The organism is Bradyrhizobium sp. LA6.8, from assembly GCF_040547935.1.
Taxonomy (GTDB): domain Bacteria; phylum Pseudomonadota; class Alphaproteobacteria; order Rhizobiales; family Xanthobacteraceae; genus Bradyrhizobium; species Bradyrhizobium barranii.
In genome coordinates, this window is record NZ_JBEPQQ010000006.1 from 41,605 (window position 1) to 56,848 (window position 15,244).

Consider the following 15,244-nt stretch of genomic DNA (forward strand, 5'->3'; position numbering starts at 1 on the left):
TTAATATGAAGGAGGCTTTGGCCTGTTGGCACCAGTCAGGTGTTCGACATGCTTTCGCATTTCACCGGTCGGTGCACCTGCCACATGCCTGACTAGCCCGGCCAGCCGCCGAGCCAGTTGGTGTACCAGCTTTCGCCCAGCCAACCGACCCAGATTGCGGGGGCGAGGAAAAGTCCGAACGGCAGGAAGGCCGTGCCGCGGAGCCGCTCCTTTCTCAGGGCAGCGTTGGCGAGATAGGCGGCGATCGCAGCCAGCGCCGCAAGCTCGATCACCGCGACCACGGTCGCGAGATCCAGCCAGGCGCCGCAGACCGCGGCGAGCTTGACGTCGCCGAGCCCGAGCCCGTCGCGGCCGCGCCAGCGCCGGTAGAACGCCATCAGCAGCAGGAGCGGGAGCGCCACGGCGGCCGCGCGGGCCACCGGCCAGAGCAGGGCCTCGATGCCGATATCGGGCACGAACGCGCCGGCGCGGAGCAGCGCCAGCGCAAAGGCCGCGGCCGTCAGCTCGTTCGGAATGAGGTAGTGGCGGGCATCGTTCGCTGCGATCGCGAGCATCAGGGCGGCGAGGTAAGCTCCGTACAGGCCTTCCGCGCCAGGCGCCGTCACGAGACTTGCGCAGACGCCCAGCAGCAGGGCGACGCTGAGCGCGAGAGCAGGACCCGTCCCCTCGTTCGCAGCCTGATCCGTCACGCCGTCAGCGCGCCGCCCTGGGCGGGCTCACGGTGACGACGGGATTGCTGGTCCCGACCGGGCGGCTGTTCATCTTGCTACGCATCTCTTCACCAGGCGTACTTGAACACGCCCTTGCCGGAATAGCTGGTGACGTTGCCGGAGAACTCGCCGTCGAAGGTGCCGGCGATCGAGAAGCCACTCAGCCATTTCATCTCGGCGCTGGCGCTGAGGAGCGCGGAGTCGGCGTCGACCCTGGCGCCGTTCACGACAAAGCTGGTGCCGGGCAGGGTCTGGAACAGCGCGGTGACGGCGCGGCTCGGATTGTAGTCGTGCGCCCAGGCGGCGCGGCCGCGTAGCGTCAGCACGCCGTTCTGCATCGCATAGGCCTTGTCGGTGCGCAGGCCAAGCTCGGAGCGGGTGTCGGTGAGGGACTGCGAGGCGTAGTTCAGCGCGAACAGGCCGCCGCCATTGAGACTGGCTTCGGAGTAGTTGGGCAGGTTGAAGTTCGTCACCTGCGCCGCCGCATAGGGCGTGATGCCGACCAGCGGCGTCGCGAAGCGATAGCCGCCCTCGAAGCGGGCTGAGAACGTGTCGGCCTTGAAGCGGCCCTGCAGCTGGTCGAAGCCGCCGGGTGCCACGGTGCGGTTGGTGGTGACGTCGTGCCAGCCATAGGCGAGCGCGGCCGAGGCGTAGGCAGGTCCGAAATTGTGCCGGCCATAGACGCCGGCCTGGAACATGTCGGCCGAGCCCGAGCCCATCGCATTCGCGACCGAGTAGTTCAGCCCGCCGCCGCCGAGCGCGAAGCCGACCAGCGTGTCCACCGAGATCCTGTAGTCGGCACCGGCCGCGCCGCCCCAGACCCGTGCGGTCAGGTCCTGCGAGCCGACCTGCGCAGTGCCGCCGACGTCGGCCGAGCCGCCATAGCCGGCGGCCCAGACACTCCAGCGATTGGCCGGCTGCGAGGAGAGCAGCGGCGCCTTGGTCGCCATCGCATAGGCCTCGCGCTCGCGCGCATTGGCCGGACGCATCCTGGCGTAGGCGGCCGCACCATCGCTCTCGGCGAATTGCGCGACGCTGCCCGCCTTGGCGAAGCCGCCCGAGCGGCCGATGACAGTCGGGTCGAGCATCAGGTTCAGGAACTGGCCGTCGGCGTTGATCGCGGACTGGATGATGCCGGTGCCAAGCTCGCCCGAGGCAGTCGTCAGTCCCGCCGGCGACAGCGCAGCAAAAGCTGCAGGAATGCCGCCGGTCGCGTTGAAGAAATTGGTCAGCGTGCTCGCGACGTTCTGCTGGTTGACGTTGAGGCCGCCGGCTCGCGCGAAATCGACGTTGACGTTGAGGAACACGTTGCTGGTGTCGTAGCTCAGCGTCGCGTTGATCGTCGGAATGTTGGAGACGACGGTCGAATTGAAGCTGGTGCCGACGAGAGTGCCGGCCGCGTTCAGGATCGTGTACTGCTTCTTGACCGTACCCGAGGTGAAGTTGGCGCGCACCGTCGCGCCGCCGAGGTCGGTCGCGCCCGTGACGTTGGTGAGGCTGGCATTGCTGGAGGAGACCTGCACCAGATAGGTCGAGGCCGCCGTGAAGATCAGCGATCCATGGATCGTCAGCGGGCCGAACGGGTTCGCCGCGCTGCCAGGCGCCAGCGTGCCGCCGTTGACCTGGACGCCGGCGACCACGCCGCTGCCGGCCAGCATGCCGCCGGTGTTGACGTTGGTTGCGCTCAGGATCGAGCCGTCCACCACCAGTGTGCCGCCGTTCACGGTGGTGGGGCCGCTATAGATGTTAGCGCCGGACAGCGTCTGCGTGCCGCCGGCGATGGTCAGGCCGCCACCGAAGCCGGCATCGTCGATGACGCCCGCGAAGGTGCCGATGCCATTGGTGATCGTCAGCGTGCTGGCGCCGAGATTGACATTGCCCGAGCCCGCCAGCGATTTGATCGAGGTACCGCCGCTGAGCAGGCCCGAGATGTCGAAGATGCCGTTGGCGATGACGTTGCTGGAGGTCGCGATGCTGCCGTTGAGGCTGGCGAAATCGATGAGATCGAGCTCGCCGCCGGCCGCAATGTTTGTGGTGCCGGTATAGGTGTTGGTGCCGAACAGCTGTTGCGTCGCGCCGTTCGCGATCGCGAGATTGCCGCCGGTGCCGCCGCCAATGCCGCCGTCCTGGATCACGCCGCCGAAGAACGTGCCGCTCGTGATCGTCAGCGTCTTCGATCCCAGCGAGACGACGCCGGCGGTGCTCGCAGAGAAGATCCCCCGAACCGAAGCGCCCGAATTGGTCTGGGAAATATCGAGCGTTGCGCCGCCGCCCGCGAGGGCGACATAGAGCGAGTTCGCGATCGATCCACTGCCCTTCAACGCGAGCGTTGTGCCGCCGTCGATCTGGGTGACGTTGCTGTAAGTGTTCACGCCCGAGAGCGTCTGAGTGCCGCCCAAGACTTCGAGTCCGTTAGTTCCTTGAATGACGCCCGCGAATTCGGTCGAGGCGTTGCTGATGAACAGCGCGTGGGTGCCCATGTTGACGACGCCGCTCGAGCCGCCGGCCAGCGTCGAGATCGCCACGATCGGAAACGACGACCCCGACACGTCGAACGTCCCATTCACCGTGACGCCGCTGGAGCTCGCGATGCTGCCGGCGCCGGATAATGCCAGCGTTCCGGCCGAGATCGTCGTCGCTCCGGTGTAGGTGTTGACGTTGGTCAGGGTCAACGTGCCAGTTCCGACCTTGGTCAGGCCGCCGCCGTTGCCGGAGATCATGCCGTCGACCTGGGTCGAGGTGTTGAGGCTGCCGCTGGTGAGCGTGTTCGCGCCGAGAGCATAATTGCCCGCGCCTTCGATCGAACCGGCCGTCATCCCGCCGCTGGTCAGGCCGGAAATGTCGACGGTGCCGCCGCCATTGGTGATGAAGCGGGCGTTGCCGCCGGTCGCCGTTCCGGTGAAGCTCGTGGTGGCAAAAAGCTCGGTGGTGATGGTGGCGCTGCCGGCGGAGGCGGAGCCGGCGAAGCTCAGCGAGCCGCTGTTGGAGATCGTCGACGTGCCCGCGCTGGCCGAGGTGTTGAACGAGAGGAAGCCGGTGGCGGCATTGGTGATGTTGGCGTTGTTGGCCGAGCTCGCGTCGTTGAAGTTCATCACGATGTTGTTCGTGATCGTCGCGGTGCCGGCGTTGCTGCTGCCGTTGAACTCGACATCGCCGTTGTTGGTGATGTTCGCCGAGCCCGCGGTGCTGGTGTCGTTGAAGATCATCGTGCCGCCGGTGACGTTGTACGTCACGACATTACTGCCGCCGCCCGCGCTGCTCGAATTCGTGAACACCATGCTGGAGCCGACGTTGAACGTCTGGACATTGGTCGAATTGTTCGAGATGCCGCCGTTCACCACGAAAATGTCGTTGGTGTTGACGGTATAGGCCTGCGCATCGGGTGCGGCGGTGAACACCACGGCGCCGATGTTGACAACACCATTGCTGTCGACCGTGTTCGCGCCGGTGTTGGTGAAGGTGGCAGTGCCGTCCGGCACGTCCGGATTCGACGACCAATTCGTGCCGTCCGTCCATTCGGTGGTGGCGCCGGCCCAGGTTCCATCGACGGCATGGGCTGCGACCACGCCGAGCGCGGTGGTGGCGAGCAGGATCGCCAGCGAGTGCCGAAGGAGGGACCCCAGCCCGTATCCGGTCCCCTTGCGCCCCATCGTCGGTCCAGCCATCGGTATGCCCAAATCGAAAAACGGAATCATCGAAAAGTATGCAGCTTGAGCGTGTGGTGGAGCCGTGCGCCTACGCGATAGTCTCATGGCGTCGCAGCAGCCGGCAATGAATGGAGGTCTAATTGCGCCGGGTTCCGGCCCGTTCCGCGTGCAATTTCAATGATCGTGGCCGTTGGGCAACATTCTCACACGTTGTAACATGCGAGACGGAAAGCTGATGGATCGCAGTCGGACTTGGGATCAAATCGGTGCCGGTTGATGGCGAGGCGCATCGGAACTAGTGTGGTGGGCGAGGCTCGCCGCGTGCTCGCGTGACAACCATTCGCAAGGGAATTTCGATGTCCGGGGGCTGAGACCGACAGGATTGGCCATGCTGTGCGCGGCCGCCGTGTCATGCTGGATCTTGAGCATGATCATCGGGATTGCCGAGACCGCGGCTGCCACCTCGTCCCGCATGGACATTCTGTCCGACGATGCCGCGCCCAGCGCCGCCGAAAGCGTCGATGTGGGCACCATGAGGCCGATCGCGCGGCGGTCGGTGCCGCTCTCGGCGCTGACCGTGACCCAGGAGCGCCCGATCTTCTCGGCGACGCGCCGGCCGCCGCCGCGCGCGGTGGCCGCGTCTCCGGTCGAGGAGGTGAACGTGCCGGCGCCGCCCAGGCCGGTCGAGGGACCGCCGCCGCTGCTGCTGGTCGGGGCCGTGGTGGGCGAGGGCGGCGACATCGCGATCTTCGTGAACCGCAACGATCAGAAGGTCGTGCGCCTGCGCCAGGGCGAATCGCTCGGCGGCTGGTCGCTGACCGAGGTTCAGCCGCGCGAGGTGACGCTCAAGCAGGGCGATCGCAGCGAGGTCCTGGCGCTGCAGCGGCCGGATCCAGCGGCCTCTCCCCGGACCGCACCGCCGACCCCGGCCGATTCCGCGAGCGTTGAGGGTAAGCTGGTCACGCGGACCACGGGCGACGCGTCGTTCGCTCCTTTCGTGCCCCGTTCGACGCCAAAGAGCGGCGAGTCGGATGGGCTCTGAGCGCTGGCGTCTGGATGCCGGTGCCGCCTCGCAAGCCGATTCAGAACCGCGGCCGATGCCATTGCCTCAGCAATTGAACCACCTTAAGACCCGTTCAATGCCCAATCCGATGGCACCAGGCGGTCGCGCTTGCGCGCGCGGGGCCGATCGCTTGCCGGGAAGGATGCGGCTTGTCCGACACGCAAATTGACGCGCCCGGCGAGGCCGGCGTTCGAAAGGACCCGGCGGTTGCTATCGACATTCCGGGTGCTGGCTGCTAGCCCGGTTTCGCGATACCTAGGGGGGAACTCTGATCGGCGAGGTCGCAAAGGTTTGATGGGGTGAAGGCCGGGTGGCTGGCATGGCGTTGAAAAAAAGACCGCCCGATCTGCTGGGTAACTCGGCGTGGAATGCGATGGCTTTCGTTGTGGCCGTGGTGCTGAACCTGGCCATCCTGCCCTTCGTGATCGCCCGCCTCGGTCTCGCCGCCTTCGGTGTCGCGGGTCTTGTGACCGCCTGCATTGCGCCTGCGCTGGTGTTCAGCAACGCACTCGGACTGTCGACGGCGCGCGAGCTTGCGCTGCGACTGGAGCCATCCGACCGCGATGATGCGCGGCGCCTGTTTGCGACGGCAATCGCGGTCGCGACTGTTGCGGGCGGCCTGATCACTATTTTCTTTTGGGTTGCCGGAGCGCCGCTGGCGCGTCTCGGTTTTCATCTGGCAGGTCCCGCGGCCAACGATCTTGGACTGGCCTTCGCATTGGCCAGTGCGGGCTGGTTTTGCCAATGCGTATCGGCGGTCTTCGTGTCGCTGCTCACCGCGCGGCAGGACTATCGCCGGATTGCGTCGATCGGCATTGTCAGCACGTTGATCTCGACACTTTCGATGTTGCTGTTCATCCCCGCCGCGCCCTATGCCTCGACGTTCCTCGGCTGTCAGGCGCTCGGGTTTGCAACCGGCCTGCTAATGGCTCTGGCCTGGTCCCGTGGCATGGGTCAATGGCTCGCGCCGCCGGCGCTGCATCGCGAGGCGCTCGGCAAATTGGTTCGGCTGGGTGGTTGGCAAGTCGCCGCGCAGGGTGGTGCGCTGCTTGCGGGGCAGGCCGATCGATATCTGCTTGGCGCGCTGCTGCAGCCGCAATTCGTCGGCTTCTATGGCGTCGCGCAGCGCCTGCAGGAGGCGACCTATATCGGCATCCTCAAGATCGGGGAGATCCTGTTTCCGTTCTTCAGCACGCTGCAGAAGGAGAGCGAGGATCGCAAGGTCGATCTGCTGTTCCGATCGTCGTGGATCCTGAACGTCCTGGCCGCAAGTGCCCTGGGCGCATTGATCCCCGTGGCCGGTCCGCTGCTGCATGTCTGGACCGGTGCCGAGGTCGCGGCCGAGGCCGCGCGGGTGCTCGTCGTATTGGCGATTGCCGGCATCCTCGGATCGAGTGCGAACGTGTTCGGTTTTTATCTGCTGGCGCAGGCACGCTCGCGCTCCAACGCGCTCATCGCGCTGGTTACCGGTGTCGTCACCCTCGTCACCAGTGCGATCGTCCTGCCAAGCTTCGGATGGCAGGCCGCAGGCTGGAGCGCCTGCGCCGGCATGATCGCGCAGATGGCGACCATCGTCGTGCTGTTGCACCGCATTTTCGATCTCCCCGGCATTTGGCCGCGCGTCATCCATTGCGTGCTGATGCCGCTTGGCATCGGAATCGCGACGGCGCTGGCGCTGCGCTATGGTGTCGACCGTGCACTGTTCCAGCTTGCGCCGTCCTGGTGGTCCGTCGGCGTCGTCTCGTCGCTGACGGCTGCGATCATCTTTGTCGTCGAAGTTGCCGCGTCGCAGCTCGGACCGTATCGAAATGCCTGCTTGCAGGACCTGCGGGCCATTGTCAGTCGCTTCGTGCCCCTGAAGGCCATCTAGGACATGTGCGGAATCTCTGGAATCGTCAATTTGCGCGGCAACGCGGTCGAGCCGGCCGACATCTCGCGGCTGACCAGCCTGATCGCGCATCGCGGTCCGTTCGGCGAAGGCACCTGGTTCAGTCAGGACCGCACTCTCGCATTCGGTCACCGCCGCCTCGCGATCATCGATCCCGGCGAGGGTGGCTATCAGCCGATGCTGTCGTCGGACGGCCGCTACGTCATTGTCTTCAACGGCGAGATCTACAATTTTCTCGAGCTGCGCCGCGAACTCGAGACACTGGGCGCGGTGTTTCGTAGCCAGTCTGATACCGAAGTGATCCTGGCCGCCTGGGAAGCCTGGCGGGAAGACATGCTGCCGCGCTTCAACGGCATGTGGGCGCTGGCAATCTTCGATACGAGCACGCGCGAATTGTTCCTCGCGCGCGATCGCTTCGGCATCAAGCCGCTGCTCTATTCCGTCTCGCCGGATCGTTTCATCTTCGCCTCTGAGCAGCGCGCGCTGGTGCGGAGCGGACTGATCGATGCTTCCGTCGACATGGACGTGGCGCGCCGACTGTTGCTCGACGCCTTCGCGATCGAAGGCAGCGAGCGGACGCTGTTTCGCCAAGTTCGCCGTCTGCAGGGCGGCCATTGCATGTGGTTGCGCCAGGGCAAGGTCAGTGTCCGGCGGTGGTGGCGGACCGTAGACCATCTGCCGGCGGTGCCGATCACCGAAGCCGAACGTGGGGACCGCTTCCGCGAACTGTTCCAGGATGCTGTGGCCTTGCGGATGCGTAGCGACGTGCCGATCGGAACCTGCTTGTCCGGCGGCTTCGATTCATCGGCGGTGATCTGCACCATGGCGGCGCACGAGCAGGCCGGGATGGGGCCGCGCGATAGTACCGCGTGGCGGCACGCTTTCGTCGCGACGTTCCCGGGCGCCTTGAACGACGAGCGGCCGATGGCCGAAGAGGCCGCCGCCTGGGCCAAGGTCGCGCCGACTTTCCTCGAAATCGGGCCGGGCGACGCGCTGACGGACCTCGATCGGATTCTCGACGACCTCGACGACGTCTATATCAGCCTGCCCAGTGCGGTGTGGCTGATCTACCGGCGATTGAGGCAGAACGACGTGACTGTGTCGCTCGACGGTCACGGGGCGGACGAGTTGATGGGCGCCTATTTGCAAGAAGGGCAGGCGTTTGCGTTTCGGATCCGGAACGCGGCGGAGGACCTGGCCTCGCGATCGCCGCTAGCGCGGCGCGCCGTGGATGTCCTGCGTATGCTGGCGCTCAAGCGCAAGGGCGTCTATTTCCTGCGTGGCGGCCTGCGCGAACTTCCCGCCTTGCTTCCGCTGGTTGCCGAGGAGGATGTGCTGCCGCGTGAATGGGGCGGCCTGAACCGGCGGCTGTACCGCATGTTTCACAGCACGGTGCTGCCCACCATCCTGCGCAACTTCGATCGTCTCTCGATGGCCCACGGCATCGAAGTCCGCATGCCCTTCATGGACTGGCGCCTGGTGACCTACACCATGGCGCTTCCCGAGAGCAGCAAGTCGGCAGACGGCTATACCAAGGCGGTCGCCCGGCGGGCGATGGCCAACTTAATGCCGGAATCGATCAGGACGGCGCGCCGCAAGGTCGGCTTCAATTCGCCGATGCCCGAATGGTTGAACGGACCTTTGGCCGGCTGGATAGCGGATCTGCTCGACCAGGATGTGCCGGCGTTTGCCGAACTGGTGGATGAAACGGCCTTGCGCAAAGCGGTCGGCCGCCTGACAGCGTCGAAGACGTGGGACTGGGAGGCGGTCGGGCGGATCTGGCCGTATCTGAACATGAAATGGATGTTGGCAAGGTACGCCTGAACGATGCGCCTGTTCCAGAATTACGGCCTTTACCCATCTTATCTGCCGCGGCTGAACCAGCTCGCGATAAGCACCCAAAGCTTCGCGGAACGTCGAGACGTGTTCCTGAACGATCGTTTCGGTGCATCGCATTTCCTGCAGCCGGTGCTCGATGGATCGCCGGAGGCCTTCTTCACCAACGGGGACGACGAGGTCCTGCAGCGCCGCTGGGCGCGCGAGCAGGGCATGTCGGGCGAGCCGACGCTCGAGGCTATCCTGCTTGCGCAGATCGAGCATCACGCCAGCGAGGTGTTCTACAACCTCGATCCGGTCCGCTATCCGAGTGCGTTCGTCGCCAAGCTGCCGGGTTGCGTGAAAACCACATTGTGCTGGCGTGCGGCGCCGTCGGGAAACGCCGATTTTACGGCCTATGGCGCCGTGCTTGGGAACTTTCCGTCGATTCTCGACATGTGGCGCGACAAAGGATGCCGGGCCGAGTCGTTCTTTCCGGCGCATGATCCATCGATGGACGAGTATGGCCACGGCGAACGTCCGATCGACGTCGTCTTCGTCGGCGGCTACTCGCGGCACCATCGGGCACGTGCGAGGACGCTGGAGCAGGTCGCGCGTCTCGCGGGCGGTCGCAACATCGTGCTTTGTCTCGATGCGTCGCGCCTGACCAGGCTCGCGGAGAGCGCGATTGGACGATTGCTGCCGCTGCGACAGCACCGCCGCCCGGAGGCGGTCGCCAAAATTGCCCAGCCGCCGGTGTTCGGGAGAGATCTCTATGATCTGCTCGGCTCGGCCAAGATTGTGTTGAACGGGGCGATCGACATGTCGGGCAGCGATCGAGGCAATATGCGCTGCTTTGAAGCGATGGGATGTGGTGCGTTGCTGGTGTCGGACGCCGGGCGCTATCCTGCGGGAATGGATTCCGAGACAATCGTGACCTACGAAGGCGGCAGCGACTGCCTTGCCCAGATCGAGACGTCCCTAAGCAACTGGACGGAGATCAAGGCCAAGGCCGAACGAGGTCGAGCCGCGGTCCGAGAATTGTATAGTAAACAGCAACAGTGGGCCTTATTTAGAAGCCTCGTGAGCCGTCTCTAGGAGCAAGCATGCACGTCGGTGGATTTGCCGTGACGCTCATGAGTGATGGCGCGACAGCGGCCGGCTGCGCTGCGACCGATGTTGCGACGGCAAGGCTGGTGTGATGGCAGCTTCACTCCCAATCCGCGGCTTGGATATCCTGCTGGGGTGGAAAAGCTGGCGATCCGGCACGGTCACGCTCGGGCAGGGAACGTCGGTGGCTTGGCGGCGGCTGCGTCGTGTTCGGGGCAACCGGCTGACGATTGGCGACGAGTCTATCGTTCATGCCAATATCATTTTCGAGGACGGAGGGGCGGACATTCGTATTGGCAGCCGGACCTATATTGGTCTGTCCAATCTGATCTGCTTTCGCAGCGTCTCAATCGGAGATGACGTGCTGGTATCGTGGGGCGCCACCATCGTCGACCACGATTCGCATAGTCTCGAGTGGGATCTGCGACGCAACGACGTACGTGATTGGGCCCGCAACCAGAAGGCCTGGACTCACGTTCCCACCGCACCGGTTGTGATCGCCGACAAGTCGTGGATCGGATTCAACGTCACTGTTCTGAAGGGAGTGACGATCGGGGAGGGCGCCGTGGTTGCTGCGTGCTCCGTCGTGACGCGCGACGTTCCGCCTTATGCTCTGGTTGCAGGAAACCCGGCGCGGGTCATTCGCATGCTGAGTGATAACGACTCGGCGGAACGACAGGCTCTCGCACAGGAGCTCCGCTCGGATGACCGGTGATCGGCAATTCCGAACGTGGGAAGGAGCCGTGGTTTGGCTGCGCAATCAGCCGGATCAAGGCCAGCTCGTGCGTGACGCCTTCTATGACGATCCGCTGGCTGCGGCTGCAGAGCGCTATTTTCGAAGCACCGAATGGCAGGCGGTTGCGGCGTTGCTGTCCGGTCGCTCCGGCTCGGCACTCGACGTCGGCGCCGGTCGCGGCATTGCGAGCTATGCGCTGGCCCGCAGCGGATTTGAGGTGACCGCCCTCGAGCCCGATGGCAGTGCGATCGTTGGCGCCGCGGCAATCCGCGATCTGGCGGCGCAGGCGAAGCTGCCGATCCGCGTGGTCGAGGAGTTCTCCGAGCGCCTTCCGTTCGCCGACGGGACGTTCGATGTCGTGTTTGCACGTGCCGTGCTGCATCACACGCGCGATCTCGAGGGGGCCTGTTGCGAGATGTTTCGTGTGCTCCGCCCCGGCGGCGTGCTGATCGCCGCGCGCGAGCACGTGATCAGCAAGGAAAGCGATCTTCAGCAATTCCTCGATCAGCACCCGCTGCATCACCTTTACGGCGGCGAGCATGCCTACCTGCTCGACCGCTATACCGGCGCGCTGAAATCCGCCGGCTTTGCCGTCGAGACGCTGGCGCCGCTACAAAGCCCCATCAATCTGTTCCCGTATACGACGCAGACGCTGCGATCCGCGGTGGTCGAGAAATTGACGCGGAAGATTCCGGTTGCTCCGCTGTGGCGCGCCGCGTTTGCCTCGCAGCGCGTGTTCGCTTCCCTGCTCTCGTTTGCCGAGCGCTTCGACCACCGGCCCGGCCGGCTCTATTCGTTCGTCTGTCACAAGGTCTAGCGATGTCGATGTGGATTACCGGCGCGAACGGGTTTATCGGCCGCCATCTCGTCCGCGAGCTGGCGGGCAGCGGGCATGCGGTGCATGGCGTCGGTCATGGTGTCCTCGACCCGGCCGATGGGCGGGCGCTCGGCTTGCAGACCTGGATCAATGGCGAGGTCGACGCGGCCAACCTGAACGCGCTCGCCGCCACGCACGGATTGCCGTCACACGTCTTCCACCTCGCCGGTGGATCGTCCGTCGGATTGTCGATGGAGCGTCCGTTCGAGGACTTTTCGCGGACCGTAGCCAGCACGGCGCGCCTGCTTGAATGGCTTCGAAGCTTTGCGCCGACGAGCCGGCTGGTCGTGGTGTCGAGCGCTGCGGTCTACGGTGCCGATCACACCGGTCCGATCCCCGAAAGCGCGGCGCTGGCGCCGATGTCGCCCTACGGCCACCACAAGCGGATGATGGAGCAGCTGTGTGGAAGCTACGTCCAGAGCTTCGGCATTCGTTGCATGGTCGTACGATTGTTCTCGGTCTACGGTCCCAACCTGCGCAAGCAGCTGCTCTGGGATATCTGCTCGCGGCTGCGGAGCGAACAGCGCACGCTTAATCTCGGAGGGACGGGAGCCGAGATCAGGGACTGGACCGACGTTCGCGATGTCGTTCGCTTGCTGGCGCGCGTCGCGGAAGCATCGTGGCAGAACGATTTTGGCGTGATCAATGGCGGCTCGGGGCGCGGCGTGAGCGTGGCCGAGATTGCCAATGGCCTGATCGGGCATTGGGGGAGCAGCACGGCCCTGAAGTTTTCCGGCGTCGCGCGCCCGGGCGATCCGACGAGCCTGCTGGCCGACAACGGGCGCGTGCTCGAGATGAATTTCGATTGGCGCATTCCGCTGGAACGGGGCCTCGCCGACTACGTCGAATGGTTCAGGGGCCAGGCCCGTGCCTGAGCCCGCGCCGGTGCGGATCGCATTCACCAACATTCCACGCCGTCTATGGGCGGGAGGCTACAACTATCAACGCAATCTGTTCGACGCGCTCAACAGGTACGCACCGGGGGCGGTGACACCCGTGCTGTTTGCCGGAACCGCTGACGATGCCGAGGAGATTGCGGCGCTGGCCAGTATTCCCGCCGCCGAGATCGTGCGCTCGCCGGTGTTCGATCACGCAGCAACTGGTCTTGCCCGTGCGACGGATCTCGCCCGCGCGATCGCCTTTGGCCTGGATGGACCCGCCGTCGCCGAGTTCAGGATTCGCAAGATCGACCTGGTGTTCGAATCCGCGCGCTTCTTCGGCTGGCGCCTGCCGTTCCCGGCGGTCGCCTGGTTTCCGGATTTCCAGCACCGCCTGCTTCCGCATCTTTTCTCCAGGAGCGCCTATTGGCGGCGTGATATCGGCTTTCGGATCCAGCTTGCGTCCGGTCGCCACATCATGTTGAGCAGCGCCACCGCGCTCGGCGATCTCAAGCGATTCTATCCGGGCCTGTCGAACGGTGTCTCCGTGGTCCGCTTTGCGACCGAGCCGCCGGCTGGCCTGCTGACCACGAATCCGTCCGAGGTGATCGCAAGCTACGGCCTGCCGCCGCACTATTTCTATCTTCCAAACCAGTTCTGGCGTCACAAGAATCATCAACTCGTCGTCGATGCGCTCGACCTGTTGAAACGCAGGGGGCTGGACGTCGTCGTCGTGGCGTCGGGAAGTACGCTGGATTTTCGTGAGCCCGGCCGTTTCGAGGCGATGATGCGGGCGGTCAAGGCGCGCGGCCTGGAGAAGAATTTTCGGCATCTCGGAATGATCCCGCTGGATCATGTCTACGCGCTGCTGCGGGCATCGATGGCGCTGATCAATCCGTCGGAGTGCGAGGGGTGGAGCACCACCGTCGAGGAAGCAAAGTCGTTTGGTGTCCCGATGCTGCTGTCCGACCTCGATGTGCATCGCGAACAGACCGAGGGCCGCGCCCGGTATTTCGGCATCCGCGATTCCGCGGCGCTTGCCGATCACATGGCGGTGGTCGCGCAATCAGCGGATCCTGCGACCGTCCGGGGCCTGCTGCCTGACGTCGAGCAGCGCGTGAAGGCGTTCGTTGCGGACTTCGTCCGGCTTACCGCGGACGTGATGAAAAATCCGGGAAGTCCCTAGCCGCTCGAAGATGCTTCGCGGCATCACGTACCAGAGCAGGAAGAGAAACGCGGTGCCGTGGCTGAGCAGGGTGACCGTGAGCGGGGTGTTGAGCAGAACGTGAGGCAGCGTGCTGCAGGAGATCAACACGAAGCGCTGCGGCAGCCCTGATGCAGCACGGTTGCCCAGGGCCAGGACGGCGAGTGCGCCTGATCGGCCTTCTGCCCGTGTGCTGCCGGCTAGGGCTGATGCGTTGGTGCCTTGAGCGGCGCGATAAGCCGGGACCCGTCTGCTCGCGCAGGCGGGCCTTCCTTGGGAAATTTACGGGTTGCTGTCCGCGCTTGGAGGGCGTTGTCAGGCTTTGATAGCCTTCCGATAACGTATCTAGTCAATTCCGACAGTTGCCACACTATTTCAATCGGGAGGTGTCCTAGCTCGATTTTGGAGCATTCATTCGAATCTCCGAAACTCGCCATTTGCAGATAGTTCCGCGCGCGGAACAAAAATAGGGCTGGGGCGTTCCTGGAGTGCAGGCGCACACTGAATTTATAGTCAATCGGAACCTGTTATTTATCGATCCAAACAGCAGGCCGCTTTAGTCGTGATCAAGAAGTTCTCCCTTACGTCGCAGGTGCAGCACGCAGTGATTTGTGCGGCTGCGATGGCGGCGGGCGTGGGGCTTTCATTACTCGCTGTGGTCGGCCTTTTTGACGACCTGATAGAGAAGCGAATGTACGCGAATTGTGTAAGAGCTTACCAGCAGTCACCGATCTGCTTAGCAGAGGACCAGGCTTCACGGCTTCCAAAGCAGCCGTAGCCAAGGACTCAGTTGCTCGGGGGCTTCGTATCCGTACTTGTGGGTTTTGGTGTGCAGCGTGGTTCGGTCGCCTGTCAGCTGCTCGACATAGCCGCCGATCGCGCTCCGTAACTTTGCGGTGTCGGCGCCGTGAGCGCGCCGCTCGAAGACCAGGTCATTGCGCAGCCGGCCGAGTTCGGCGCGGTCTGCCGGTGATGAAGGCGCCGTGCAGTTTCGGTTGAATATTTTGTAAATTTCGCTTTATAGTAGCGCGGTGATGTCGTGCTAGGCCGCTCGAACAGCGGGTGTGCGATCAGGTGAGCGATGTTGCGCCGGCTACTGGTGGACTACCTGTCAGCTGAGCCGTCCTCGGCGCTAGCCTCGAGCGGCCTTTCGCAGGCCTGCTACCCGATGAAGCCGCTGCCCGGGTCCACGAAGATTCCGCGGTCTCGCAGCCATTTAAAGGCACGATCGGTTCTCGAAGAGGCTGTCAGCATCATACGGTTACAGGGGAAATGCCAAGAGGGTTGCTCCAGCTAAGATATTGCCTTTAAACCTC

Annotated in this window: 10 protein-coding genes; 8 read left to right on the forward strand and 2 right to left on the reverse strand. The window is 64.4% G+C overall.

Annotation, left to right across the window (positions count from 1 at the left end):
* Positions 1-92: 92 nt before the first annotated feature.
* Together ABIA90_RS26745 and ABIA90_RS26750 are read right to left on the reverse strand one after the other, a co-directional pair.
* A complete protein-coding gene (locus tag ABIA90_RS26745; protein WP_354121816.1) occupies positions 93-689 on the reverse strand; it encodes a prepilin peptidase in 597 nt (198 codons plus the stop codon).
* An 89-nt stretch (positions 690-778) separates the two neighbouring features.
* Positions 779-4,375 (reverse strand): autotransporter domain-containing protein, encoded by a 3,597-nt coding sequence (locus ABIA90_RS26750; protein ID WP_354121815.1) that lies wholly within the window; start codon positions 4,373-4,375, stop codon positions 779-781.
* 409 nt (positions 4,376-4,784) lie between these two features.
* On the opposite strand from ABIA90_RS26750, the gene ABIA90_RS26755 reads away from it, so the two are divergent.
* From ABIA90_RS26755 to ABIA90_RS26790, 8 genes are all read left to right on the forward strand, one after another.
* Positions 4,785-5,399, forward strand: a complete 615-nt coding sequence (locus ABIA90_RS26755) for a hypothetical protein (protein WP_354121814.1) — start codon at positions 4,785-4,787, stop codon at positions 5,397-5,399.
* Between the two features lie 340 nt (positions 5,400-5,739).
* Positions 5,740-7,290 carry a lipopolysaccharide biosynthesis protein gene (locus tag ABIA90_RS26760; protein ID WP_354121813.1) on the forward strand — a complete coding sequence of 517 codons (1,551 nt, stop codon included), beginning with the start codon at positions 5,740-5,742 and terminating at the stop codon, positions 7,288-7,290.
* A gap of 3 nt (positions 7,291-7,293) precedes the next feature.
* The gene (gene asnB, locus ABIA90_RS26765) at positions 7,294-9,132 is read left to right on the forward strand and encodes an asparagine synthase (glutamine-hydrolyzing) (protein WP_354121812.1); all 1,839 of its coding nucleotides are present in this window, start codon (positions 7,294-7,296) and stop codon (positions 9,130-9,132) included.
* A gap of 3 nt (positions 9,133-9,135) precedes the next feature.
* Positions 9,136-10,221 (forward strand): glycosyltransferase family protein, encoded by a 1,086-nt coding sequence (locus ABIA90_RS26770; RefSeq protein WP_354121811.1) that lies wholly within the window; start codon positions 9,136-9,138, stop codon positions 10,219-10,221.
* Between the two features lie 103 nt (positions 10,222-10,324).
* A complete protein-coding gene (locus ABIA90_RS26775) occupies positions 10,325-10,948 on the forward strand; it encodes an acyltransferase (RefSeq protein WP_354121810.1) in 624 nt (207 codons plus the stop codon).
* A 28-nt stretch (positions 10,949-10,976) separates the two neighbouring features.
* The gene (locus tag ABIA90_RS26780; protein WP_354121809.1) at positions 10,977-11,786 is read left to right on the forward strand and encodes a class I SAM-dependent methyltransferase; all 810 of its coding nucleotides are present in this window, start codon (positions 10,977-10,979) and stop codon (positions 11,784-11,786) included.
* A gap of 2 nt (positions 11,787-11,788) precedes the next feature.
* Positions 11,789-12,721 carry an NAD-dependent epimerase/dehydratase family protein gene (locus ABIA90_RS26785; RefSeq protein ID WP_354121808.1) on the forward strand — a complete coding sequence of 311 codons (933 nt, stop codon included), beginning with the start codon at positions 11,789-11,791 and terminating at the stop codon, positions 12,719-12,721.
* The gene (locus ABIA90_RS26790) at positions 12,714-13,910 is read left to right on the forward strand and encodes a glycosyltransferase family 4 protein (RefSeq protein WP_354121807.1); all 1,197 of its coding nucleotides are present in this window, start codon (positions 12,714-12,716) and stop codon (positions 13,908-13,910) included. The genes ABIA90_RS26785 and ABIA90_RS26790 overlap by 8 nt, the downstream gene beginning before the upstream one ends.
* The last annotated feature ends 1,334 nt before the right edge of the window (positions 13,911-15,244 follow it).